Source organism: Pseudomonas sp. JZ114 (genome assembly GCF_051027705.1).
In the GTDB taxonomy this organism is placed as follows: Bacteria; Pseudomonadota; Gammaproteobacteria; order Pseudomonadales; family Pseudomonadaceae; genus Chryseomonas; species Chryseomonas luteola.
This window is the reverse complement of record NZ_CP069256.1, coordinates 1,032,759-1,055,723: the sequence shown is the minus strand read 5'-3', so window position 1 is coordinate 1,055,723 and position 22,965 is coordinate 1,032,759. Positions and strand designations below refer to the sequence as shown.

Sequence of the window (22,965 nt, the reverse complement as noted above, 5' to 3'; positions counted from 1 at the left end):
AGCCAAACCTGCCCAAACATAGCTAGGCAACAGACGCAGGGCAAAAAAAAACCCAGTCTCGAAAGAGACTGGGTTTTGCAAGCGAAGCTGCTGGAGCTTAACGCTTGGAGTACTGCGGACGCTTACGCGCTTTACGCAGACCGACTTTCTTACGCTCAACTTCACGCGCGTCACGGGTAACATAACCCGCTTTGCGCAGAGAGCTGCGGTAGGTTTCGTCGTATTCGATCAGAGCACGAGTGATACCGTGACGAATAGCACCGGCCTGGCCGCTAACACCGCCACCCGCAACAGTTACGTACACGTCGAATTTTTCGAGGGTTTCAGTCAGCTCAAGCGGCTGACGAACAACCATGCGAGCTGTTTCACGACCGAAAAATACGTCGATGTTACGATTATTGATGGAAATCTGGCCAGTGCCCGGACGCAGGAAAACGCGAGCGGTAGCTGTCTTACGACGGCCAGTACCGTAATTTTGAGTCGCCGACATTATGTACTATCCCGTTTAAATCTTCAGTTCTTGAGGCTGCTGAGCGGTATGCGGATGAACGCTACCTTTGTAAACCTTCAGCTTACGATACATGTCGCGACCCAGTGGGTTCTTCGGCAGCATACCTTTGACTGCGGTTTCGATAACGCGCTCAGGAGCACGAGCGATCAGCTTTTCGAAGTTGATCGACTTGATACCACCCGGGAAGCCGGAATGGTGGTAGTACATCTTGTCGGTAGTTTTGGCGCCAGTTACACGAACCTGCTCGGCATTGATAACAACGATATAGTCGCCAGTATCAACATGAGGAGTGTATTCCGGCTTATGCTTGCCACGCAGACGGCTAGCAATTTCAGTAGCCAGACGACCCAGGGTCTGGCCGGCAGCGTCGACGACATACCAGTCGCGCTTAACAGTTTCCGGTTTTGCTGTGAAGGTTTTCATTCGTTATGGCCTCAGGGCCGCCTGAAAAAAGACGGCAAATCTTACAGAACAGTACGATCCTTGACAAGTCAAGGGCAGCCGGAAACAGACGCTAATCGGGGGCTCGGGTCAGCGCGTCCGCTACGGCGAAAATCGACAGGCTAGGCATCCCCTGTCAATAAAGCTGCGGAATTATGACGATTACTGTGAAAATATCAACTGTTATCACATCAAGAAAGGAAATTAAATGAAGTATCGTAGCCTTGGACGAACCACCATCAGCGTCAGCGAACTCTGCCTGGGCACCATGACCTGGGGAGAGCAGAACACCCAGGATGAAGCTTTCGCTCAAATAGACCGGGCAGCAGAACATGGCATCAATTTCATGGATGCCGCCGAGATGTACCCTGTCCCTCCGCGACCAGAGACCTATGGCCAGACAGAACGCATTATCGGAAATTACTTCAAGAAACGAGGCAACCGTGACCAATGGATCCTGACCAGCAAGGTTGCCGGGCCGGGCAATAACATTTCCCACATCCGTGACGGCAACCTAAAGCACAACCGGCAGCACATTGTCGCGGCACTGGAAGGTAGCCTTGAACGTCTGCAAACGGATTACATCGACCTTTATCAATTGCATTGGCCGGATCGAGAAACCAATTTTTTCGGCAAGCTGGGCTATGTCCATAATGACAAGACGTTTACGCCGCTTGAGGAAACGCTTGAAGTCTTGAATGAGCAGGTCCAGGCGGGAAAGATTCGCCATATCGGACTTTCCAATGAGACACCATGGGGCACGATGCGCTTTCTTCAACTGGCGGAAGAGCGCGGCTGGCCACGTGCAGTCACCATTCAGAACCCCTACAACCTCCTGAACCGATCCTTTGAAGTAGGTCTGGCGGAAATCGCTATCCGCGAGCAATGCGGGCTCCTGGCCTATTCGCCACTGGCGTTTGGCATGCTAACCGGAAAGTATGCCAACGGTGCAAGGCCGGAACACGCACGCCTGACACTGTTCAGCCGCTTCACTCGCTACAACAATCCTGAAACGATGCGAGCTACCGAACAATACGTTCAGCTAGCCAAGCAGCACGGCCTTGATCCTGCACAAATGGCACTGGCTTACGTTACCAGCCGTCCATTTGTTACCAGCAATATCATTGGAGCGACCTCTCTGGAGCAGCTTCAAAGCAATCTCGACAGCACAAACCTGACGCTATCGGAGGAAGTGGTCGCAGGCATTGAGGCCATTCATAAAGTCCAACCCAATCCAGCGCCCTAACGGAAAAGCGCTTTCTCTCAAGAAAGCGCTTACGCTACGAGAATAAATCACCCTGATCCTCAAGCTGACCTGATGTCTGAGAAGACTTGTCTCGCCGAGAAGCCAGTCGATCAGCCAATCGGGTCGGCTCGGGCAGGCGGTGTTTATGCACGCACGCCAGAACCAGTTCCGGTGCTGTTTTCAAACTGACCCGATTACCGGGCGACACGATCAGAGGCTTTACCTTGTCCTTGCTGCGTAAAACAGTGCCAATCAACTCTCCCTTGGCAAGCAGGTCCACTTGAGAGCCCCGTGTTTCTGCCAAAGGTTCATGGCTTCCCGTCAGGATTTTTTTCGCAACCCCTATCGTTGGCAGTCCTGTAACGACCCCCAAGTGGGCAGCAATACCCAAGCGCCTTGGGTGAGCAATCCCGTGACCATCGCAAAAGATCAGGTCCGGGGTTTCAGGCAGCTCCGATAAGGCCTGCAGAACCGCAGGCAGCTCTCGAAAGGAAAGCAACCCAGGAATGTAGGGCATATTGGTGGGGATACGAGTTACCGCCTGAGCAATGGGATCCAATGTTTCAGCATTGAGCAGGATGGCCGCAGCACGGGTCACGGTGCCCTCCTCCTCAAAGCCTACATCCACGCCAGCAATCAGACGCAGCGAAGGAAAGTCATCCTCCAGCCTGACCTGCTTGGCCAGCTCAATCTGCTGTTTGCGCGCAGCGGCGGGCGTGCCGTCCCACTCATTGAAAGGTGAAGTAGCCACATTGACTCCTGTCGTTACCATTACGGTATTCGAACCGGATTGGATGCAGCCAGTTCCAGATAGCAGCAGGGCCGCTCTTGCGACCCCTGAATTTTATGGCTTATGCGCTCTCGACAGATATTCGTGGGATTGCATTTCCAGCAAACGGCTCAGCGTACGCTGAAATTCAAACTCGAGCCGTCCACCTGCATACAGATCCTTAAGCTCAACTTCTGCCGACAGGATCAATTTAACGTTACGGTCGTAGAACTCATCGACCAGGTTGATGAAGCGACGCGCCATATCGTCTTTCGTTGCATTCATCTGCTCGACGTTGGAAACCAGTACCGCCTGAAAGATCTTACCCAGCTCAATGTAGTCGTTCTGGCTACGAGGACCGTCACAGAGCTCTCGAAACTCGAACCAGGCTACATCGTCGCACGTCTTGCGTGGTTTGATCTCCCGGTTCTCGATAACCAACGGCTCACCAGTTGATGCACTACCGCACTCCACCGTAAGCGCCTTGAAGCTTTTGGCCATTTCCGTCTCGGCCTGCTCCGTTAACGGCCAGTGATAAAGCTCAGCCTGCTCCAGCGCACGCAAACGATAATCCACACCGCTGTCGACATTGACGATTTCGGTGTGCTGCTTCAGCAACTCAATCGCAGGCAGGAAGCGGGCGCGCTGCAATCCATCCTTGTAAAGCCCATCAGGGACGATATTGGAAGTTGCCACTAGCGATACGCCGTTTTTGAACAGCTCATCCAGCAGCGTTGCCAGAATCATGGCGTCGGTAATGTCCGATACGAAAAACTCGTCAAAGCAGATGACACGAGCTTCGTCCGCAAAGCGCCGACCAATGATGGTCAATGGGTTCTTCTCACCTTTTAGCGTCTTTAACTCCTCATGCACTCTCTTCATGAACCGATGAAAGTGGGTACGCATCTTCTTGTCGAAGGGAAGTGAGTCATAAAAGGTGTCAACCAGATAGGTCTTGCCGCGCCCTACCCCGCCCCAGAAATAAAGCCCCTTTACAGGGCCAGCGGGCTTTTTTCCCAAAAGACGGCCTAGCAACCCAGGCTTGCTGTCTGCCTGGCTAACCAGGTCATCATAAAGCCGCTGAAGATGCTTTACCGCCTGCTCCTGAGCAGGGTCATGAAAAAAGTCGGGACGTTCCAGATCGGCCTTGTAGCGCTCTAAGGGTGTCATGACAGGCTGCATAGATTCGAAGGGGAGCTCACTTTAGCGGCGAGCTTCCAAGTTGACAATTAACGAGGCAAGCGGCTTAAGCCGCCCGCCTCGGCGATAGGCGCCATTACTCGGCAGTCATTTCCACCAATGCTTCACGCAAGGCATCAACAGCGTGTTGACGCTCATCGGCATTAGCGAAGTCCGGGCTTTCTGCCACAGGCTCGCCAGCCAGCCATACCGTGAAGCGTAGCTCTTCTGCCTTGATTTCCAGCTGCCCAGCCTCGCTCTGGAGGCGCTGCGTCATCTGCCCAGCGGTTTTTGGATCCGCAAAGGCGCGAGAAAGCAGCAGTTGAGAGCCATCGGCGGCTAGCAGTCTGAAGCGGAAAGTACCATCATGCTCACGGAAGCTAACGAAACGCGCCCGCTTCGCGGCCTTTTTCTTGGTCTTTTCAGTCTTGACCTGGGCATTCAGGGAGCGAAGCCCCACAGCCTCGCGCAACTCACCCAGGAACGGTGTAGCTATCTTACGCGCCTTGGTAGCACCGGCCAGAAGAACGTCTTCAATGTCGTCTGGCTTGGCAATCAATGCATTATAATGCTCTCTTGCCTCGCCCAGCTCTGCCTCCAAAAGCTGGAACAGACGCTGCTTGGCCTCCCCCCAAGCCAGACCACCCTGCAGATCATGACGGAACTCGGCCGTCTGCTCGGCTGTAGCAAATGCCTGATAAAGCGTAAACAAATGAGCGCTGTCCGGATCTTTGGGTTCGCCCGGCTCTCGCGAATCAGTGACGATACGGGCAATCGCCTCCTTGAGCTGCTTGGCGGTCCCAAAAAGTGGGATCGTGTTATCGTAGCTTTTGGACATCTTGCGACCATCCAGCCCCGGCAGAGTGGCAACCGTCTCCTCGATAAGCGCTTCAGGCAGCTCAAAGAAATCCTTGCCGGCACCAAACAGATGATTGAAGCGTTGAGCGATGTCACGTGCCATTTCAACGTGCTGGATTTGGTCCCGACCTACCGGTACTTGATGAGCGTTAAACATCAGGATGTCTGCTGCCATCAGGACCGGATAGCTGTATAGCCCCATCGTGACGCCAGCATCCGGGTCTTCGCCAGCAGCGACGTTCTTGTCAACGGAGGCCTTGTAAGCATGAGCGCGGTTGAGCAAACCTTTGGCGGTGACGCAGGTTAACAGCCATGTCAACTCCGGTATTTCCGGAATATCGGATTGGCGATAGAACGTGACCCTTTCAGGGTCAAGACCACACGCCAGCCATGTAGCAGCAATTTCAAGGCGAGAGCGTTGAATACGCAACGGATCATCGCACTTGATCAAGGCGTGATAATCCGCCAGGAAATAAAACGAGTCGGTATCGGCCGAGCGACTGGCTACAATGGCAGGACGGATAGCGCCTGCATAATTACCAAGGTGAGGAGTACCGGTTGTGGTAATACCGGTCAGAATACGTGTGGTCATGGCGTATGGTGCATTCTCATCTAGGGCGGCCAGTATCAGGCATGGCCGCCAATTACGGCGTCTTCGGACGCAACGGCTTAATCAGTCCAGTCGAGGCTGGACCAGCGCTTTGAGGTCGGTCAGTTTGCCATGAAAGAAATGGCTGCACTCAGGGACTTTGATTAACTCATGGCGCTGCTGCAACGCTTCAGACCAGGCATAGACCTTTTCCGGCGTGACGACTTCATCGGCCTCGGGCTGAATGACCGTCAAAGGACAGCGCAGCGGTAGCTTACCTTCAATATCGAAGCGTTCGACAGAAGGAGCTAGCATGAACAGACGAGTCAATGCCTGCCCGCCTCCTTCCAGACGCCCTGCCAGGCATCCCGCCACACAGGCACCGAATGAAAACCCCATGACGGTTAAAGGTACCCCTGGGTGCTGCCTTATCAACCACTGTGCAGCCGCATAGGCATCATCAATCTCACCTGCTCCCTCACCGTAGCTTCCAGCGCTTTGTCCTACGCCTCGAAAGTTGAAACGTAGCGTGGAAAAGCCTGCATCCCTTACAGTACGTTGCAGCGTAGAAATGACCTTATTGTGCATAGTCCCGTCAAACAGGGGATGCGGATGGCAGATGATCGCTACGCCATGGGCGTCAGGCTGATCAAGATGCAAGGCTTCGAGTGGCCCTGAAGGCCCTTCGATCGAAACTGGATTTTCTCGTGTAGACACACCTGAACTCCGTGACCCTCTATCGGGTCGACTCGTCTAGCTCGTTGACTGCGCTCACTATTTAACATGGGACAGTGTACAAGCGCAGCAAGAAGCCGTTACCGTAATGCAAAAGACGTTCAGAGAGGAAGATTCGTGGACCAGTCCCTGACTATTTGGCTAATGCCTGTTATTGCCCTGCTCGTTGGTATAGGCATCGGCTTTCTGATTGCGCGCCTGATGCCTGGCACCGCGCCCAACCGAGTACAACGCCAGCTTGACGAGCTTCAGCAGCGCTTTGACAGTTATCAACATGAGGTCACTAGCCACTTCAGCACAACGGCAGGACTTGTGAAAAAACTCACCCAGAATTACCAGGATGTACAGCGTCACCTTTCCGAAGGTGCGGATCGCCTGGCTCTGGACGAGTTGACACGCCAGCGCCTACAAGCGGCCCTGCATAGCCATGACAACTACCCATCACCACGCGACCGTCTGGACGGTCCTGCAGAGGCGCCCAAGGACTACGCGCCAAAGGGCGATACTGACAGCGGGCTGGATGAGGCCTACGGCCTTAAGAATCATCGTTGAAAAGATAAATAAAAAGCCCGGCAATAGCCGGGCTTTTTATTAACACCTAGATATGACCTCTGGCCCGCAGCAAGGCGATTACCTGCCTGGCTCCTTCCTCAATGGAAAGGCTTTGCGTATCGATTGTCAGGTCGGCGTTTAGCGGCACATCGTAGGGGAAGGACTCACCCGGGATGTTGTCACCCTCAGCCGCATACAGCCCCTGAGGATCGCGTTCACGACATGCCTGCGGGGAGGCCTGAACGTACACTGTAATGACCCGCTCAGGACCGATCAGCGTCTTGGCCTGCTCACGCCCTTCGGCGTCCGGCGCTACGAATGCGGCAAGGGTCAACAGGCCGGCCTCATTAAACTGACGGGCCACATGGGCCGCCCGAAGCCAATTCTCACGACGCCCTGCACGATCCTGCGGAAGCCCCTTGTTAAGGTCATGACGCAGGTTCTGCCCATCCAGTACATACACCGCACGTCCGGCATCGAACAGCTTGCGCTCGACTGCATACGCCAGCGTGCTCTTGCCTGCGCCGGAAAGACCTGTAAAGAGCACCGTAGCAGGCTGCTGGCCGAACCGAGCCGCGCGCTCCTCAGTGGAGACATGTAGCTGATGGCCATGCTGATCGGCAGTACCGCCCACCTTGGGATCCGCGATGATCATGCCTGCGCCGACCGTACCATTGGTAAGCCGATCGATAACGATGAAGGCACCCGTGGTACGGTTGCGCTCGTAACTGTCTAGAGCGATAGGGGCATCCAGGCTGACCTTGACCCGCGCAATCTCGTTCAGCTTGAGCTGGCTGGCCTGACCTTTTTCCAGCGTGTTTACATCAACCGTATGCACGATGCTGGGCAGAGAGCCGGGGACATAGCTGGTTGCACGCTTGATATCGTATTTCTTGCCAGGCAGCATGGGCTCTTCAGCCATCCAAACCAGCATGGCTTCGAAGCTATCCGTCACGTGGGGTCGATTATCTGGATGAACCAGCAGATCTCCACGGGAGATATCGATTTCATCTTCAAGCGTCAGCGTAACGGCCTGACCAGGAATAGCCTGCTCCAGCTCGCCCTCGAACGTGACGATGGATTTCACGCGGCTACCCTTGCCTGATGGCAGCACAACAACCTCATCACCCTTATGCACCACGCCAGAGGCCAGAGTACCGGCAAATCCGCGGAAGTTCAGGTTTGGACGGTTTACGTACTGGACCGGAAAGCGCATGTCGGTGACATTGCGATCAGCTGCGATCTCGACGGTTTCCAGAATTTCCATCAGCGGCTTGCCGGTATACCAGGGCGTTTGCTCGCTGCGATTGACCACGTTATCGCCCTTGAGCGCTGACATCGGGACAAAGTGAATGTCCTTGGCGCCCAGATTGATGCGCTCGGCAAAGCTCAGGTAATCCTCGCGGATCCGGTTGAAAACCGCTTCGTCAAAGCCCAGCAGATCCATCTTGTTCACCGCAACCACAACGTGCTTGATGCCGAGCAGCGATGCAATAAAACTGTGACGACGTGTTTGGGTCTGCACACCGTAACGTGCGTCGATCAGGATAATCGCAAGGTCACAAGTGGACGCACCGGTTGCCATATTGCGAGTGTACTGCTCATGACCAGGAGTATCGGCAATGATGAACTTGCGCTTGGCCGTAGAAAAATAACGATACGCCACATCAATGGTGATGCCCTGCTCACGCTCGGCCTGCAAGCCATCCACCAGCAGCGCCAGATCCACTTCCTCGCCTGTGGTACCGACTTTCTTGGAGTCGCGAGTAATTGCCTCAAGATGATCTTCATAGATCATCTTGGAATCATGCAGCAGGCGACCAATAAGGGTGCTCTTGCCATCATCTACGTTGCCGCACGTCAGGAAGCGAAGTAGCTCCTTGCGCTCGTGCTGGGCCAGGTATGCCAGGATGTCCTGACTAATCAGTTCGGATTGATGCGACATATTAGAAATACCCCTGACGTTTCTTCTCTTCCATTGACCCCGCCGCATCATGGTCAATGACTCGACCCTGACGCTCGGAGGTCCGAGTCAGCAGCATTTCCTGAATGATATCGGGTAGCGTAGCCGCAGAAGACTCGACCGCCCCGGTAAGTGGATAGCAACCCAGGGTACGGAAGCGGACCTGCTGCTTCTGAATACGTGCTTTTTCCTCGTCGGAAAGGTGATCGAGAATACGCTCGTCGTCGATCATGATGAGCGTGCCATTCTTCTCGATGACGTCCCGCTCTGCCGCAAAGTACAGCGGAACGATCGGGATACTCTCCAGATAGATGTATTGCCAGATATCCAGCTCGGTCCAGTTCGAAAGCGGGAAGACCCGAATCGACTCGCCCTTATTGATGTTGCCGTTGTAGATATTCCACAACTCCGGGCGCTGGTTCTTTGGATCCCAGCGGTGTTTAGTGTCACGGAACGAATAGACGCGCTCCTTGGCACGAGACTTTTCTTCATCGCGACGTGCGCCGCCAAAGGCAGCGTCGAAGCCGTATTTATCCAGTGCCTGTTTGAGGCCTTGAGTCTTCATCACATCGGTATGCTTGGCGCTACCATGTGTAAAGGGATTGATTCCCTGAGCGACGCCTTCTGGGTTTTGGTGAATCAGAAGATCCAGTCCCATTTCCTTGACCATGCGATCACGAAACTCGTACATGGCTTTGAATTTCCAGCCTGTATCGACGTGCAGAACAGGAAACGGCAACTTGCCGGGAAAAAAGGCTTTACGCGCCAGATGCAGCATTACCGCGGAATCTTTACCGATGGAATACAACATCACAGGGTTGTCGAATTCGGCGGCCACCTCACGAATGATGTGGATGCTTTCCGCTTCGAGCTGTTTCAAATGAGTCAGTTTATCGAGCATGGCTACTCACGGAATTGCGGAGGGACGGCCAGCGGGCCGTGGACGAACATTCACGATACCACAGCATAACTCTTCTATTCAGGAGCCTGCTTAGAACCAAGTGTTCTATATATATATTCAAGCCGGATTTGAACTGTCGATGAAGACATGCTCTATGCCAAAACGTCCTGCAAGATACTCTCCCAAAGCCTGAACGCCGTAACGCTCGGTCGCATGATGGCCAGCCGCAAAAAAACTGATGCCATTTTCACGCGCACTGTGAACGGTCTGCTCCGATACTTCACCTGTAAGATAGGCATCAACACCAGCGGTGATAGCCTGATCGATATAACCCTGGGCTCCCCCTGTACACCAGGCGATCCGCTTGATGGGGCGATCACCCTCGATTACGAGAGGTTCGCGCCCTAGAACATGCTTGATATGAGCTGCAAACTCGGCAGCGGTACGCGGTTCACTTAGTGTCCCTTGCAAAACGATAGAGCGTGGATTACCTGGCTCGATCCCTCCCTCAACCGTGATACCCAAGCGCTCGGCCAGCTGAACGTTATTACCCACCACAGGATGCAAATCGAGCGGCAGGTGATAAGCCACCAGGCTCACGTCATTAATGATCAAGATCTTGAGTCGACGCTGCTTCATTCCAATGACACGCGGATCCTCGCTTTTCCAGAAGTAGCCGTGGTGCACAAGCACCATGTCGGCCCCCGCCTCTATCGCGGCATCCAACAACGCCTGGCTTGCGGTCACACCGCTAACGATACGAGCCACCGTAGCGCGACCTTCCACTTGCAGGCCATTGGGGCAGTAATCCTTGATTGCAGCAGCATCAAGATAGCGGTTCGCCTCATCCAGCAGTGTCGTCAAGGCTATGGTCATGGTTATATTCTCCATTAAACAGGCTCTACCAATCGGTTCGCATGTCTTTATAGACAAAGGCAGCTCCGTATAATGGCCGCACCTTATCGGCCGTACACAGGCCTCGCAACAAGGATTGGTAATAATGTTAAAGGCCTTGCGCTCCTACGGCTGGCCCATCGTGGTAGGCATCCTGCTGGCAGCGGTGGTAGTCATTCGATTTCCTGAATGGGTAGGCTTGCCCAAGCAGCAGGTACACTTCGAGCAGACGACTGAGACCTCTCCTCGCACTCAAGGCCCGGTCTCTTATGCTGATGCCGCCAGTAAGGCAGCTCCGGCCGTAGTTTCACTACGTTCGACCAAGCATCCCAAGAAGCCCAGCGCGCCAATTCAGGATGACCCCTTATTCAAACCCTACTTTGATAAGAATCCACCAAAGAGTAACGAAGAGCTGAGCCTGGGTTCGGCAGTGATCATGAGCCATGAAGGCTATCTGCTGACCAACAACCATGTCACCTCTGACGCCGATACCATTGTCGTGGCGTTACAGGATGGCCGGCAGACGGTGGCGCATCTGATAGGAAGCGATCCCGATACAGATCTGGCTGTTCTCAAGATTGATCTGAATAGTCTTCCGGCCATCTCCATCGGCCATTCGGAAGCCATTCGCATCGGGGATGTGGCACTGGCTATTGGCAACCCGTTCGGCGTAGGTCAGACGGTGACCATGGGCATTATCAGTGCCACAGGCCGTAACCAGCTGGGGCTAAATACCTATGAGGATTTCATCCAGACAGATGCAGCCATCAACCTGGGTAACTCTGGTGGGGCACTGGTAGATGCCAACGGCAATCTGATTGGGATCAACACAGCGATTTTATCCGGTGGCTCGCAGGGTATCGGCTTCGCCATACCCATCAAACTGGCCATGGACGTCATGCAATCAATCATTGCCCACGGCCAGGTAATTCGCGGCTGGCTAGGTGTTGAGGTAGAACGTATTTCCCCAGAGCTTGCCGCCTCGTTCAACCTGCCTAATCAGGACGGCATTGTCGTTTCTGGGGTTTACCCCAACGGTCCGGCACAACGTGCCGGCCTGCAGCCAGGCGACATTCTGCTTAAGCTAGACAACGAACCTGCGATCGATGGTCGCCAGTCCATGAATCAGGTCGCACGCAGCAGACCTGGAGACAAAATCTCGATAGAAGTGCTTCGCAATGGCAAGCCGCTCAAACTGACCGGAATCATAGGTTTAAGGCCACCCATTGATACCAGCACGTCATCCGGGCCCTCCCCTGATGAGTCAGCACAAAAAAACGGCGCCCCATAGCGCCGTTTCTTCTTCCATCAGGCGAGTCCGTAGTCCTTCAACGCCTCGATCAAAACAGCATTTTGTTCTGGCGTACCAATAGTGATACGCAAGAACTTATCGATTCGAGGCTTATTGAAGTGACGCACAATGACGCGTCTTTCACGCAATGCAGCCGCCAATTCAGCCCCCTCATACGAAGGATGCTGAGCGAACACGAAATTTGCAGCAGAGGGCAGCACATGGAAACCCAGTGCTTCCAATTCGGCTACCAGCACCGTTCGGCTTTCAATCACTGCTCCGCACGTTTGACTGAAATAATCCCTGTCTTCAAACGCTGCGACGGCGCCTGCCAGCGCCAACCGATCAAGCGGGTATGAATTGAAACTGTTCTTGATACGCTCCAATGCCTCGATGAGATCGGGATGACCTACTGCCAGCCCAACCCTCAAGCCTGCCAGAGAGCGAGACTTGGAGAGCGTTTGAGTCACTAGCAGATTTGGATAACGACCCACCAGTGAAATAGCAGTCTCGCCACCAAAATCCACATAGGCTTCATCAACCACAACAACCGAGTCCGTGTTCTTTTGCAGAAGCGACTCGATGTGCTCCAACCCTACCGGACACCCTGTAGGCGCGTTGGGATTGGGAAAAATAATACCGGCGTTAGGCCGGATATAGTCGCCCAGATTGATCTGATAGTGCTCATCCAATGGCAACGCTTCGAATGGAATCTCATACAATCCACAGTACACTGGATAGAAGCTGTAAGAAATGTCCGGGAACAGCAAGGGCGCCTTGTGCTGAAACAAGCCGTGAAAGATATGGGCAAGCACTTCATCCGAACCATTGCCTACAAACACTTGCTCGACATTGATTGAATAATACTCTGCTACCGCCTGCTTCAACCGATCCCCATTGGGATCAGGATACAGCCGCAAGCCCTCGCCCAGCTCAGCCCGTATAGCATCAATAACCTTGGGCGAAGGGCCGTAGGGGTTTTCGTTGGTGTTGAGTTTTACCAGATTGGCAATCTTGGGCTGCTCGCCAGGTACATACGGCACCAGCTTCTCGACAAAGGGGCTCCAGAATCGACTCATGACATCACTCCTTGATCCGGTATTCAGCGCTGCGCGCATGAGCTGTCAGGGACTCCCCACGCGCAAGCACCGAGGCGGTACGCCCCAGCACTGAAGCGCCATCCGCGGAACAAAAGATCAAGGACGAGCGCTTCTGGAAGTCATACACGCCCAAAGGAGAAGAGAAACGTGCAGTGCCGGACGTGGGTAGAACATGGTTGGGCCCTGCACAATAATCCCCCAGTGCCTCAGCGGTATAACGCCCCATGAAGATCGCGCCCGCGTGGCGAATGCCCGGCAACCAGGCTTCAGGATCAGCTACAGAGAGCTCCAAATGCTCAGGCGCAATGCGATTGACGACCTCGCAGGCCCGAGCCTGATCGGCAACATGAATCAGAGCACCTCGTCCTTCCAAGGACGTTCGGATGATTTCAGCACGCTCCATTGTAGGCAGAAGACGAGCGATACTTTCAGCAACCCTGTCCAGAAACTCGGCATCAGGGCTGACAAGTATCGACTGGGCATCTTCATCATGCTCAGCCTGAGAAAACAGATCCATGGCGATCCAGTCAGGATCAGTCTGGCCATCACAGACCACTAGAATCTCGGAGGGCCCGGCAATCATGTCGATACCCACCTGTCCGAAGACATGACGCTTGGCCGTTGCAACATAGATATTGCCTGGCCCTACAATCTTGTCCACACGAGGGACGCTTTGCGTACCGTAAGCCAGTGCCGCTACTGCTTGCGCACCACCCACAGTAAAAACGCGGTCCACGCCTGCAATGCACGCGGCAGCGAGCACCAGCTCGTTGATTTCACCACGAGGCGTTGGCACGACCATTACAACTTCAGCAACACCGGCAACCTTGGCAGGAATGGCGTTCATCAACACCGAAGAGGGATAGGAAGCCTTACCGCCAGGTACATATAACCCAGCCCGATCAAGCGGCGTCACTTGCTGCCCAAGAACGGTGCCATCCGCTTCCGTATAACGCCAGGAGTCCTGCTTTTGCTTTTCGTGATAGCTGCGAACACGATCTGCTGCATGCTCAAGAGCATTTCGCTGCTCATCGGTAATGCGCGTAAGAGCCAACTCAAGTCTTTCGCGAGGCAGAATCAGATCAGCCATTGAGCTAGCCTGGACGCCATCAAAGCGCTGTGTGAACTCCACCAGAGCTTCATCCCCTCGGGTGCGAACAGCCTCGATAATCTCCAGGACTCGCTGATTGACGCCAGCGTCAGAAACACTTTCCCAGCTCAGCAGATGATCCAGATGACGCGCGAAATCAGGATCGGCAGCGTCGAGTCGGCGAAGCGTAATCGGTGCGGTCATAGCGAAGCCTCTTATCAATGGCTAGTCTCAGGCACCGCTAGAGTATCAGCCCTGCCGTGCGGGTACCTGAGAAAATTGGCTATGACACGGATAGGCAGGCACGGCATCAGCCGTGCGAAAGGTCAGGCCTGGTGTCGCTCTTCGACCGTAGCACGCAGCACATCGATCAGCGCCTGGATACGCGCGTGCTGCATCTTCATCGAAGCCTTGTTGACGATCAATCGAGAGCTGACATGGGCAATCAGCTCCTGCGGCTCAAGCCCATTGGCGCGCAAAGTATTACCTGTATCGACCACGTCAATGATCTTGTCAGCCAGCCCCACTAGAGGTGCAAGCTCCATGGAGCCATAGAGCTTGATGATATCGACCTGACGTCCCTGCTCGGCATAGTAACGTTTGGCGATATTGACAAACTTGGTCGCTACCTTGAGGCGGCCACGTGGCTCTGGAGCATTTACTGCACCCGCTGTCATCAGCCGGCATTTGGCGATCTGCAGATCCAGCGGCTCGTAGAGTCCTTGGCCAGAGTGCTCCATAAGCACATCCTTTCCCGCAACACCCAAGTCAGCTGCGCCTTGCTCAACGTAGGTCGGCACGTCAGTCGCACGTACGATCAACAAGCGCACATCATCCAGACTTGTGAGGATGATCAGCTTGCGGCTTTTATCGGGGTCTTCAGTTGGGACGATACCCGCCGCCGCAAGAAGCGGCAGCGTATCGTTCAGGATTCGGCCTTTTGAAAGCGCGATAGTCAGCATGAGCCCTTAACCCGGAACACGGCGAATTTTAGCACCCAGAAGTTGTAGCTTTTCCTCGATGCACTCATAACCCCGATCGATATGGTAGATGCGGTCGATCAGGGTATCGCCTTCCGCTACCAGCGCAGCGATTACCAGGCTGGCCGATGCACGCAAGTCAGTAGCCATTACGGGGGCAGCCTTCAGGTGAGGAATGCCGGTTACGATGGCAGCATTACCTTCCACAGCGATCTGAGCGCCCATGCGAGTCATTTCATAGACGTGCATGAAGCGGTTTTCAAAGATCGTTTCAACTACCGTTCCTGTGCCTTCTGCCACAGCGTTCATGGAGATGAACTGCGCCTGCATATCTGTTGGGAATGCAGGGTACGGTGCAGTACGCACATTGACTGCCTTGGGTCGATTCCCTTTCATGTCCAGCTCGATCCAATTGGATCCAGTAGAAACGTGGGCACCTGCCTCTTCCAGCTTGAGCAGAACGGCTTCGAGAATGGAAGGATCAGTATCCTTGAGCTTGACGCGACCACGGGTAGCTGCCGCCGCAACCAGATAACTACCCGTCTCGATACGGTCGGGCAGTACGGAATAACGGGCGCCACCCAGACGCTCGACACCTTCTACCGTAATGGTATCGGTACCGGCACCTTCAATATGGGCTCCCATGGCGATCAGGCAATTGGCCAGATCCACGACTTCCGGCTCACGTGCAGCGTTCTGGATGACGCTACGTCCTTTGGCCAGCGTTGCCGCCATCAGAACGTTTTCAGTACCGGTTACACTGACGGTATCAAAGAAGTAATGTGCGCCACGCAGGCCGCCCGCTGGAGCCTTGGCTTTGATATAGCCTGCCTCGACTTCAATCTGGGCACCCATCGCCTCAAGGCCGCGCAGGTGCAAATCGACCGGACGCGAGCCAATGGCACATCCGCCGGGCAGTGCGACTTCGGCTTCGCCGAAACGAGCCAGCATCGGACCCAGCACCAGAATAGAGGCGCGCATGGTCTTGACCAGCTCATAGGGCGCTACAAGCGTCTTGATAGTCGAAGCATTTACTTCAACGTTGAGCTTTTCGTCGATAACCGGCTGCACCCCCATACGACCGAACAATTCGATCATGGTAGTAATGTCATGCAGATGCGGCAGATTGCAAACAGTTACAGGCGTATCCGCAAGCAAGGTGGCAGCCAGGATCGGCAAGGCAGAGTTTTTTGCGCCTGAAATACGGATCTCTCCGTTTAGGCTGGCGCCACCGGTAATAATCAATTTATCCATAGGTATCTCGGCGGCGCCGAACTCAAGCCCGTTCAGCCCAAGCGGCGCGCGTATAGAATTTCATAGTGACTGCATGGATGCTGCCATCAGCGATCAATGCATTGAGATGGGAATAGACTTGCTGCTGGCGCTTTACTGGGCTCATAGCAGCCAATTCATCGCCAATCAGGTTCAATTGGAAGTTGCAGCCCTCGCCTTCTACCTCAACCTGAGTTTCCGGCAGTTGTGCTTCCAATAAGCGTTTAACTTCTTCAGCCTGCATGTTCAACCTCCTGGCAGCCTATTCCGCAGCCAGACATAATACAAAAAAGCCCTCCAACTGCGAACCCCAAGGTTGCAGATAGAGGGCGATGGGATATTCAATGAGAGAGAGGAAGAATGTCCAGCAAACCGGACACACTTGCGATCTGCTTCATATCTGCAGGCAAATTCCAAACCTCAAGTTTTTTGCCAGCCTGCAACACATCACGTTGAAAGGACAGCAACAAGGAAAGCCCTGCACTGTTGGAGCGCTCGACACCAGCACAGTCGATCACGATCACATCGGTACTACTCTGCTGTATATAGCGCTGCCCTTCCTGACGCAGCGATACCGTCGTCTGATGATCGAGAAGACCAGACAGCGTCATGACGCCCGGCACCTTCTCTCCTAGATGCGCCTGCGTACTCATGAGCCAGCCTGGGCCTTTTGAGCTTCAGGAGAGTTTTTGGCACGCGCCACGGTATTGGCCCAGCTATCGATAACCTTGTCCAAGTTGTTGCCGTTGGCCTGCATGGACTGGGCAAACTGATCACGGAACAGCTTACCGATATTAATGCCGTTGATGATTACGTTACGCACTCTCCAACTACCATTGATATTTACCATGGTATAAGAGACCGGATAGACAGTTCCGCGGCTATCACGTACTTCCATGCCTACGCTAGTACGCTCGGGATCATTGTCAGTTGCCGGCAGAACCTTGATACCCTGATTGTTGTACTCCAACAGTGCGTTGCCATAGAACTGCATCAGGCTTCGCTTAAAGTTCTCCTGGAAGCGAGCCATTTGCTCAGGCGATGCCTGACGACTGTACCTTACGGTCATGATGCTGCGGGAGATACCTTCGGCATCAACGACCGGACCAAGGATCTCGTTCAAAGAGTTATAGAAAGCATCTGGATTGCTCCGGTATGTTTCCTTGTTAGTTTGCAGATCAGACAGCAACTTATCTGTAGTCTGTTGAATGACATCATGAGCCGAAGGCGCTGCAAAGGCCAGCAATGGCACTACGGCCAGCAAGGCCAGAACGCTGTTTCGCAATAATTTAAGCATGTCGTGTCCTTCTTACTTATCGCCAGACGAATCTTTGTTGACGGTGTTGAGCAGGAATTTGCCGATCAGATCTTCCAATACCAGCGACGACTGGGTATCACGAATAGTTCCGCCATCTTTGATAACCTCCTCATCCCCTCCCACGCTAATACCAATATATTTTTCACCCAACAGACCTGCTGTCAGGATGGAGGCGGTGGAATCGACCGGAATGTTATCGACCTGTTGGTCGATCTGCATGGTCACTCGACCACGGTAGCTATCACGATCCAGATCGATTGCGGTGACTCGACCAATCGTGACGCCTGACATCGTGACTTTTGCACGTACGGTCAGACCGGCGATATTGTCGAAATAGGCATACGCTTTATAGGTGTCATTGTGCTCGCCAACGCTCAAGCCACTCACTCGCAAAGCCAACAGTAAGAGAGCCAGCAAGCCAGCGAGCAGAAACAGGCCGACACCAATTTCCTGGGTGCGGGTTTGCATCAGATATCTCCAAACATCAAAGCAGTCAAAAGAAAATCGAGACCCAGCACTGCCAGAGAGGCATAGACAACTGTTCGGGTCGTCGCGCGGCTGATCCCTTCGGAAGTGGCGTCGCAGTCGTATCCCTGGAACACGGCGATCCAGGTCACCACAAAGGCAAAGACAAGGCTTTTAATCATGCCGTTGATGACATCCGCCATCTGGACGCTGTTCTGCATGTTGCTCCAGAACGAGCCGTCGTAGACGCCGAGCCAGTCAACCGCAACCATTGCACCGCCCCAGATACCCACAACGCTGAAAATGGCTGAGAGCAGAGGCAAGGAAATAAAGCCCGCCCACAGGCGCGGAGCCACTATATATTTGAGCGGATCAACACCGATCATTTCGAGGCTGGACAACTGCTCTGTCGACTTCATATTGCCAATTTCAGCCGTTAATGCAGAACCTGCACGACCTGCGAACAGAAGCGCACTAACTACAGGGCCCAACTCTCTCAACAGGGTAAGAGCCACCATCTGCCCAACCGCCTGTTCCGAACCATAGGTAACCAGAATGTTATAGCCCTGAAGTGCTATAACCATACCGATGAAAAGACCGGAAACCAGGATGATGGGTAGCGATAAAACCCCCACCGAATAGAGCTGTTTGATCAGCAACTGTCCACCCTTGCCTGCGCCGGAGCGGCCAAACAAGGATTGCAATAGCAACAGAACAGAACGACCAGCTGCAGCCAATACATCCAGGCCTGTGCGCCCCAATAAGCGGATGCGCTCAAGCAGTGAAATGTGACGCATTAGCGCCTCCCCAAAAGATCTTCGCTATAGTCAGGCGCTGCGAAATGGAACGGTACCGGGCCATCCGGAGTACCTTTTATGAACTGAAGCACTCGTGGATCAGACGACTCCTTGAGCTCTGCGGGGGTTCCTTGGCCCAGCACCTGTGTATCCCCGACAATGTAAAGATAGTCAGCGATACTTGCCGTCTCGGCCAGATCATGTGACACAACGATACTGGTCAATCCCAGTGCATCATTGAGCAGACGAATCAGGCGCACCAGTACGCCCATGGCAATGGGGTCCTGTCCCACGAAAGGCTCGTCATACATCAGGATCTGAGGATCCAATGCAATCGCCCGAGCCAGAGCCACCCGACGTTTCATGCCTCCGGACAGCTCATCGGGCATCAACTCGATAGCGCCCCGCAGACCGACCGCCTGAAGTTTCATCAGGACGATATCCCGGATCATCTCCTCAGGCAGCTTGGTATGAACCCGGAGAGGAAAGGCCACGTTTTCGAAAACATCAAGGTCTGTAAACAGTGCACCGCTCTGAAACAGAACGCCCATCTGCTTACGCACATTGAACAGGTCACTTCGAGACAGTATGGGAAGATTGAGATTGTTAACCCATACCTCACCCTTTTCAGGGCGCAACTGGGCTGCAATCAAGCGTAACAGCGTTGTCTTGCCGCTCCCTGAAGGCCCCATAATACCGGTCACCTTGCCACGCGGGATGCGGATATCAACATTCTCGTAGATGGTACGCTCGCCTCGCTTGAAGGTAACGCCTTTAAGCTCGACCGCATACTCGCTATCGGTGTTCATCTAAACTCCTAGCTTACAGCCCTCCTGGCAGACGCATCGAATGGCATCCAAGGCACTTTTAAGGGCCTATTCGACAAGGACATAGCATAACATTTCAGCGCTACCTCCCCAACATGAACATAATTCAATCGTTTTCATAGGAGGGGGGATTGATTGTCGTTATAATTCTGCGTTTTCAATCAATCTGCTGCCCAGCAAACTGGTAGACAAATGACCCACGCTGCAAATTTCATCGAATCCGCAAATCGTACCATCAGCTATGAAGTGGAAGCCGTGAACGCATTGCGTGGGCGTATAGATGATCGCTTTGTCAAAGCCTGTGAACTGATGCTGGACTGCAAGGGCCGCATCGTTGTACTGGGCATGGGAAAGTCCGGACATATCGGCAATAAGATTGCGGCCACGCTGGCAAGCACAGGCACACCCGCGTTTTTCGTCCATCCCGCCGAAGCAAGCCACGGCGACATGGGGATGATTACCCAGGCGGACATTGTGCTGGCCCTGTCCAACTCCGGCTCTACCCCTGAAATAGTGACGCTCCTGCCACTTATCAAGCGACTGGGAATCACGTTGATCAGTATGACAGGCAATCCCCAGTCACCTCTGGCCCAGGCAGCTACTGTCAACCTGGACGCAGGCGTTGCCAAGGAAGCCTGCCCGCTGAATCTTGCACCGACCTCCTCCACCACTGCCAGTCTGGTTCTGGGGGATGCGCTTGCCATTGCCTTGCTCGATGCACGAGGCTTCACGGCTGAAGATTTTGCCTTTTCTCACCCCGGCGGCGCTCTGGGCCGACGCCTACTTCTCAAGGTCGAGCATGTCATGCATAGCGGGAAGGAATTACCTCAAGTGCCGCGAGGCACTTCGCTTAGCGGTGCATTACTTGAGATGTCCCAAAAAGGGCTTGGCATGACCGTCGTCACGGAGCCTGATGGCCGACTGGCAGGTATTTTTACTGATGGGGACCTTCGGCGTGCGCTTGATCGCGGAATTGACGTACGCTCAACGACCATAGACCACGTCATGACGGAGCATGGTCGTACGGCACGCCCACAGATGCTGGCAGCAGAGGCATTGAAAGTCATGGAAGATCACAAGATTAGCGCCTTGGTTGTGGTCGACGAGAAAGATTACCCTCTGGGGGCACTGAACATGCACGACCTGCTTCGCGCAGGCGTCATGTGAATGCAGCTCATATCGAGAGACAGCCCATCATTGCTGCTGTATGGCAGTGATGGCACTCATAAATGCTTTACGCCTCAAATGGTACAAAGCCTTTGCCGTGCTTTATGCCGCCGTTTGACTACAATGCTTTTGCAGGCCTTTTGTCATGTTCCGTACACTGCGTAAACCTGTACTTTATGTCCTGATTGCCCTGGCGCTGGTCGCTATCGGTTACTGGAACCTCTTGCCGCAACGGTTTATCGATGACCCGGCAGGCAATGCCCAGACCGATAATGCCATTGATGCCTATGCAACAAATGTCAAAACGATCCAGTACCGTGCCGATGGAAAGGTACAATACGAGATGACAGCCGAACGGCTTGATCACGTTCAGGCCACCGATGTCACACTGGTTTCGAAACCCGATATGCTGGCATACCGCGGTACTGACCTGCCCTGGCATGTTCGCAGCGCAAGGGCCGAGGTGGCGCCAAAAGGTACACAGGCTGAGTTGATCGATGATGTAAGGGTCGAGCGTACAGACGAAAAGGGCCGCCCTATCGTGATGACGACGACGCGAATGACTGTTTTTCCTGACAAAAATTATGCGCAGACTGAGCAAGCCGTTAAGATTGAGGCCGCTAATAGCGTGACCACAGCGAAAGGCATGAAAGCGTACCTGAATGACGGCAGAATGCTCCTGCTGTCCAATGTAAGAGGCCAGCATGAGGTTCGTTAAATCTCTACCCCTTCTTTTAACCCTGGGCGCTACGTTCGGAAGCGTTAACGCCTGGGCTCTGCCTTCTGACCGCAACCAGCCTATCCGGGTACAGGCCGACAGCGCCGAACTCGATGACAAGCAGAACGTAGCGGTTTATCGAGGCGACGTCATCATTACCCAAGGCACGATGAAGATCACGGGTAACACCGTGACCATCACCCAGGACAACAACGGCAACATCAAGGTTGCAACTGCCGTTGGCAAGCCGGCTCACTATGAGCAGAAGCCATCTGCGGACAAAGATACGGTGAAGGCTTACGGCCTGACTATCCAGTACTATGCGGATGAAAACCGAATCGTACTGATCGACCAGGCACGCGTTGAACAGCAAGGCAATACGTTCGAAGGCGAAAAGATCGTTTACGACACCCAGCGCCAGATCGTGAATGCTGGCCGTGCAAACGGTAACAAGATCACCACACCAAGACCGCGTATCGACATGGTCATCCAGCCCAAGAACAAAGACCAGCAGCCGGGGCAAGCTCAATGACAGTACTGCTCAAAGCCCAGCATCTGGCCAAGAGCTATAAGGGTCGCCAAGTGGTCCGGGATGTCAGCCTGACCATCGAAAGCGGCCAGATCGTGGGACTGCTCGGACCTAACGGTGCGGGCAAGACGACATGCTTTTATATGATCGTAGGGTTGGTCAACGCCGATCATGGCCGTGTACTGATCGATAACCAGGATGTCACCAACCTGCCTATGCACGGCAGAGCGCAGGCAGGTATCGGTTATCTCCCCCAGGAAGCATCGATATTCCGCAAGCTGACCGTGGCCAACAACATCATGGCCATCCTTGAAACACGCAAGGACCTGGACCGAAACGGACGCACCCAGGCGCTCGAGTCGCTGCTTCAAGAATTTCACATCACCCATATTCGTGACAACCTAGGCATGAGCCTGTCGGGTGGGGAACGTCGTCGCGTCGAGATTGCTCGCGCCCTAGCCACGGCGCCCAAGTTCATTCTGCTGGATGAGCCCTTTGCCGGTGTCGACCCTATTTCAGTGGGTGATATCAAGCAAATCATTCGCCACTTGAAAGCCAAAGGCATTGGCGTTTTGATCACGGATCACAATGTTCGGGAAACCCTCACAATCTGTGAGATGGCTTATATTGTGAATGACGGACAGCTGATTGCTGAAGGCGATGCCGAAAGCGTGCTGGCCAACGACCTGGTTAAGGAAGTTTATCTGGGGCACGAATTCCGCCTCTAGGCAAAAGGGTAAAAACCAGGCATATAATTTGCTCATCCCTACCAA

At 54.0% G+C, this 22,965-nt stretch carries 26 protein-coding genes; 7 read left to right on the top strand and 19 right to left on the bottom strand.

The annotated features are described in order from the left end of the window. Positions 1 to 97: 97 nt before the first annotated feature. Together rpsI and rplM are read right to left on the bottom strand one after the other, a co-directional pair. A complete protein-coding gene (rpsI, locus tag JQR90_RS04920) occupies positions 98 to 490 on the bottom strand; it encodes a 30S ribosomal protein S9 (RefSeq protein ID WP_010797310.1) in 393 nt (130 codons plus the stop codon). Between the two features lie 15 nt (positions 491 to 505). Then, positions 506 to 934, bottom strand: a complete 429-nt coding sequence (rplM, locus tag JQR90_RS04915) for a 50S ribosomal protein L13 (protein WP_010797309.1) — start codon at positions 932 to 934, stop codon at positions 506 to 508. Positions 935 to 1,160: 226 nt separating this feature from the next. Here rplM and JQR90_RS04910 point away from each other — a divergent pair, with 226 nt between their 5' ends. Beyond that, a complete protein-coding gene (locus tag JQR90_RS04910; RefSeq protein ID WP_010797308.1) occupies positions 1,161 to 2,198 on the top strand; it encodes an NADP(H)-dependent aldo-keto reductase in 1,038 nt (345 codons plus the stop codon). 34 nt (positions 2,199 to 2,232) lie between these two features. Here the strand turns inward: JQR90_RS04910 and nfi are convergent, their stop codons facing one another. From nfi to JQR90_RS04890, 4 genes are all read right to left on the bottom strand, one after another. Further along, a complete protein-coding gene (gene nfi, locus JQR90_RS04905) occupies positions 2,233 to 2,970 on the bottom strand; it encodes a deoxyribonuclease V (RefSeq protein ID WP_037030034.1) in 738 nt (245 codons plus the stop codon). Positions 2,971 to 3,042: 72 nt separating this feature from the next. Beyond that, complete coding sequence (gene zapE / locus JQR90_RS04900; RefSeq protein ID WP_037030784.1) at positions 3,043 to 4,137, bottom strand: cell division protein ZapE; 1,095 nt, start codon at positions 4,135 to 4,137, stop codon at positions 3,043 to 3,045. A 106-nt stretch (positions 4,138 to 4,243) separates the two neighbouring features. Beyond that, positions 4,244 to 5,596: a tryptophan--tRNA ligase gene (locus tag JQR90_RS04895; protein ID WP_010797305.1), complete on the bottom strand. Its 1,353-nt coding sequence runs from the start codon at positions 5,594 to 5,596 to the stop codon at positions 4,244 to 4,246. Between the two features lie 81 nt (positions 5,597 to 5,677). Beyond that, a complete protein-coding gene (locus tag JQR90_RS04890) occupies positions 5,678 to 6,310 on the bottom strand; it encodes an alpha/beta hydrolase (protein ID WP_286790405.1) in 633 nt (210 codons plus the stop codon). 135 nt (positions 6,311 to 6,445) lie between these two features. Between JQR90_RS04890 and JQR90_RS04885 the strand changes: the two genes are divergently transcribed. Then, positions 6,446 to 6,880 (top strand): YhcB family protein, encoded by a 435-nt coding sequence (locus tag JQR90_RS04885; RefSeq protein WP_122043306.1) that lies wholly within the window; start codon positions 6,446 to 6,448, stop codon positions 6,878 to 6,880. A 46-nt stretch (positions 6,881 to 6,926) separates the two neighbouring features. Here the strand turns inward: JQR90_RS04885 and cysN are convergent, their stop codons facing one another. From cysN to JQR90_RS04870, 3 genes are all read right to left on the bottom strand, one after another. Further along, positions 6,927 to 8,825, bottom strand: a complete 1,899-nt coding sequence (gene cysN, locus JQR90_RS04880) for a sulfate adenylyltransferase subunit CysN (RefSeq protein ID WP_286790404.1) — start codon at positions 8,823 to 8,825, stop codon at positions 6,927 to 6,929. 1 nt (position 8,826) lies between these two features. Continuing rightward, positions 8,827 to 9,744, bottom strand: coding sequence for a sulfate adenylyltransferase subunit CysD (cysD, locus tag JQR90_RS04875; protein WP_010797301.1), 918 nt, complete (start codon positions 9,742 to 9,744; stop codon positions 8,827 to 8,829). A 117-nt stretch (positions 9,745 to 9,861) separates the two neighbouring features. After that, the gene (locus JQR90_RS04870; protein ID WP_434140568.1) at positions 9,862 to 10,620 is read right to left on the bottom strand and encodes a Nif3-like dinuclear metal center hexameric protein; all 759 of its coding nucleotides are present in this window, start codon (positions 10,618 to 10,620) and stop codon (positions 9,862 to 9,864) included. 124 nt (positions 10,621 to 10,744) lie between these two features. On the opposite strand from JQR90_RS04870, the gene JQR90_RS04865 reads away from it, so the two are divergent. Then, positions 10,745 to 11,929 carry a S1C family serine protease gene (locus tag JQR90_RS04865; protein ID WP_010797299.1) on the top strand — a complete coding sequence of 395 codons (1,185 nt, stop codon included), beginning with the start codon at positions 10,745 to 10,747 and terminating at the stop codon, positions 11,927 to 11,929. A 17-nt stretch (positions 11,930 to 11,946) separates the two neighbouring features. On the opposite strand, the gene hisC is transcribed toward JQR90_RS04865, so the two are convergent. From hisC to JQR90_RS04815, 10 genes are all read right to left on the bottom strand, one after another. Then, a complete protein-coding gene (gene hisC / locus JQR90_RS04860) occupies positions 11,947 to 13,008 on the bottom strand; it encodes a histidinol-phosphate transaminase (protein WP_010797298.1) in 1,062 nt (353 codons plus the stop codon). A gap of 4 nt (positions 13,009 to 13,012) precedes the next feature. Next, positions 13,013 to 14,323: a histidinol dehydrogenase gene (gene hisD / locus JQR90_RS04855; protein WP_010797297.1), complete on the bottom strand. Its 1,311-nt coding sequence runs from the start codon at positions 14,321 to 14,323 to the stop codon at positions 13,013 to 13,015. Positions 14,324 to 14,445: 122 nt separating this feature from the next. Next, positions 14,446 to 15,081 carry an ATP phosphoribosyltransferase gene (gene hisG / locus JQR90_RS04850; RefSeq protein ID WP_286790403.1) on the bottom strand — a complete coding sequence of 212 codons (636 nt, stop codon included), beginning with the start codon at positions 15,079 to 15,081 and terminating at the stop codon, positions 14,446 to 14,448. A gap of 6 nt (positions 15,082 to 15,087) precedes the next feature. Beyond that, complete coding sequence (gene murA / locus JQR90_RS04845) at positions 15,088 to 16,353, bottom strand: UDP-N-acetylglucosamine 1-carboxyvinyltransferase (protein WP_010797295.1); 1,266 nt, start codon at positions 16,351 to 16,353, stop codon at positions 15,088 to 15,090. 22 nt (positions 16,354 to 16,375) lie between these two features. Next, positions 16,376 to 16,615, bottom strand: a complete 240-nt coding sequence (locus tag JQR90_RS04840) for a BolA family protein (RefSeq protein ID WP_010797294.1) — start codon at positions 16,613 to 16,615, stop codon at positions 16,376 to 16,378. Between the two features lie 97 nt (positions 16,616 to 16,712). Further along, a complete protein-coding gene (locus tag JQR90_RS04835; protein ID WP_010797293.1) occupies positions 16,713 to 17,024 on the bottom strand; it encodes an STAS domain-containing protein in 312 nt (103 codons plus the stop codon). Beyond that, a complete protein-coding gene (locus JQR90_RS04830; protein ID WP_010797292.1) occupies positions 17,021 to 17,668 on the bottom strand; it encodes an MlaC/ttg2D family ABC transporter substrate-binding protein in 648 nt (215 codons plus the stop codon). Before JQR90_RS04830 ends, JQR90_RS04835 begins: the two co-directional genes overlap by 4 nt. Before the next feature lie 12 nt (positions 17,669 to 17,680). Beyond that, a complete protein-coding gene (mlaD, locus tag JQR90_RS04825; protein ID WP_010797291.1) occupies positions 17,681 to 18,157 on the bottom strand; it encodes an outer membrane lipid asymmetry maintenance protein MlaD in 477 nt (158 codons plus the stop codon). Continuing rightward, positions 18,157 to 18,951: a lipid asymmetry maintenance ABC transporter permease subunit MlaE gene (mlaE, locus tag JQR90_RS04820; RefSeq protein WP_010797290.1), complete on the bottom strand. Its 795-nt coding sequence runs from the start codon at positions 18,949 to 18,951 to the stop codon at positions 18,157 to 18,159. Before mlaE ends, mlaD begins: the two co-directional genes overlap by 1 nt. After that, complete coding sequence (locus JQR90_RS04815) at positions 18,951 to 19,760, bottom strand: ATP-binding cassette domain-containing protein (protein ID WP_010797289.1); 810 nt, start codon at positions 19,758 to 19,760, stop codon at positions 18,951 to 18,953. The genes mlaE and JQR90_RS04815 overlap by 1 nt, the downstream gene beginning before the upstream one ends. A gap of 210 nt (positions 19,761 to 19,970) precedes the next feature. On the opposite strand from JQR90_RS04815, the gene JQR90_RS04810 reads away from it, so the two are divergent. The 4 genes from JQR90_RS04810 (at position 19,971) to lptB (ending at position 22,920) form a co-directional block, all read left to right on the top strand. After that, positions 19,971 to 20,945 (top strand): KpsF/GutQ family sugar-phosphate isomerase, encoded by a 975-nt coding sequence (locus JQR90_RS04810; protein WP_010797288.1) that lies wholly within the window; start codon positions 19,971 to 19,973, stop codon positions 20,943 to 20,945. Between the two features lie 145 nt (positions 20,946 to 21,090). Beyond that, positions 21,091 to 21,663: an LPS export ABC transporter periplasmic protein LptC gene (lptC, locus tag JQR90_RS04805; protein ID WP_010797287.1), complete on the top strand. Its 573-nt coding sequence runs from the start codon at positions 21,091 to 21,093 to the stop codon at positions 21,661 to 21,663. After that, complete coding sequence (gene lptA / locus JQR90_RS04800; RefSeq protein ID WP_010797286.1) at positions 21,650 to 22,195, top strand: lipopolysaccharide transport periplasmic protein LptA; 546 nt, start codon at positions 21,650 to 21,652, stop codon at positions 22,193 to 22,195. Before lptC ends, lptA begins: the two co-directional genes overlap by 14 nt. Continuing rightward, positions 22,192 to 22,920, top strand: coding sequence for an LPS export ABC transporter ATP-binding protein (gene lptB, locus JQR90_RS04795; RefSeq protein WP_010797285.1), 729 nt, complete (start codon positions 22,192 to 22,194; stop codon positions 22,918 to 22,920). Before lptA ends, lptB begins: the two co-directional genes overlap by 4 nt. Positions 22,921 to 22,965 lie beyond the last annotated feature (45 nt).

Excerpts from the sequence above, each read along its gene's own strand:
- rpsI (WP_010797310.1), bottom strand. The coding sequence starts at position 490 with ATGTCGGCGACTCAAAATTACGGTACTGGCCGTCGTAAGACAGCTACC.
- rplM (WP_010797309.1), bottom strand. The coding sequence starts at position 934 with ATGAAAACCTTCACAGCAAAACCGGAAACTGTTAAGCGCGACTGGTAT.
- JQR90_RS04910 (WP_010797308.1), top strand. The coding sequence starts at position 1,161 with ATGAAGTATCGTAGCCTTGGACGAACCACCATCAGCGTCAGCGAACTC.
- nfi (WP_037030034.1), bottom strand. The coding sequence starts at position 2,970 with ATGGTAACGACAGGAGTCAATGTGGCTACTTCACCTTTCAATGAGTGG.
- zapE (WP_037030784.1), bottom strand. The coding sequence starts at position 4,137 with ATGACACCCTTAGAGCGCTACAAGGCCGATCTGGAACGTCCCGACTTT.
- JQR90_RS04895 (WP_010797305.1), bottom strand. The coding sequence starts at position 5,596 with ATGACCACACGTATTCTGACCGGTATTACCACAACCGGTACTCCTCAC.
- cysN (WP_286790404.1), bottom strand. The coding sequence starts at position 8,825 with ATGTCGCATCAATCCGAACTGATTAGTCAGGACATCCTGGCATACCTG.
- cysD (WP_010797301.1), bottom strand. The coding sequence starts at position 9,744 with ATGCTCGATAAACTGACTCATTTGAAACAGCTCGAAGCGGAAAGCATC.
- JQR90_RS04870 (WP_434140568.1), bottom strand. The coding sequence starts at position 10,620 with ATGACCATAGCCTTGACGACACTGCTGGATGAGGCGAACCGCTATCTT.
- JQR90_RS04865 (WP_010797299.1), top strand. The coding sequence starts at position 10,745 with ATGTTAAAGGCCTTGCGCTCCTACGGCTGGCCCATCGTGGTAGGCATC.
- hisC (WP_010797298.1), bottom strand. The coding sequence starts at position 13,008 with ATGAGTCGATTCTGGAGCCCCTTTGTCGAGAAGCTGGTGCCGTATGTA.
- hisD (WP_010797297.1), bottom strand. The coding sequence starts at position 14,323 with ATGACCGCACCGATTACGCTTCGCCGACTCGACGCTGCCGATCCTGAT.
- hisG (WP_286790403.1), bottom strand. The coding sequence starts at position 15,081 with ATGCTGACTATCGCGCTTTCAAAAGGCCGAATCCTGAACGATACGCTG.
- murA (WP_010797295.1), bottom strand. The coding sequence starts at position 16,353 with ATGGATAAATTGATTATTACCGGTGGCGCCAGCCTAAACGGAGAGATC.
- JQR90_RS04840 (WP_010797294.1), bottom strand. The coding sequence starts at position 16,615 with ATGCAGGCTGAAGAAGTTAAACGCTTATTGGAAGCACAACTGCCGGAA.
- JQR90_RS04835 (WP_010797293.1), bottom strand. The coding sequence starts at position 17,024 with ATGAGTACGCAGGCGCATCTAGGAGAGAAGGTGCCGGGCGTCATGACG.
- JQR90_RS04830 (WP_010797292.1), bottom strand. The coding sequence starts at position 17,668 with ATGCTTAAATTATTGCGAAACAGCGTTCTGGCCTTGCTGGCCGTAGTG.
- mlaD (WP_010797291.1), bottom strand. The coding sequence starts at position 18,157 with ATGCAAACCCGCACCCAGGAAATTGGTGTCGGCCTGTTTCTGCTCGCT.
- mlaE (WP_010797290.1), bottom strand. The coding sequence starts at position 18,951 with ATGCGTCACATTTCACTGCTTGAGCGCATCCGCTTATTGGGGCGCACA.
- JQR90_RS04815 (WP_010797289.1), bottom strand. The coding sequence starts at position 19,760 with ATGAACACCGATAGCGAGTATGCGGTCGAGCTTAAAGGCGTTACCTTC.
- JQR90_RS04810 (WP_010797288.1), top strand. The coding sequence starts at position 19,971 with ATGACCCACGCTGCAAATTTCATCGAATCCGCAAATCGTACCATCAGC.
- lptC (WP_010797287.1), top strand. The coding sequence starts at position 21,091 with ATGTTCCGTACACTGCGTAAACCTGTACTTTATGTCCTGATTGCCCTG.
- lptA (WP_010797286.1), top strand. The coding sequence starts at position 21,650 with ATGAGGTTCGTTAAATCTCTACCCCTTCTTTTAACCCTGGGCGCTACG.
- lptB (WP_010797285.1), top strand. The coding sequence starts at position 22,192 with ATGACAGTACTGCTCAAAGCCCAGCATCTGGCCAAGAGCTATAAGGGT.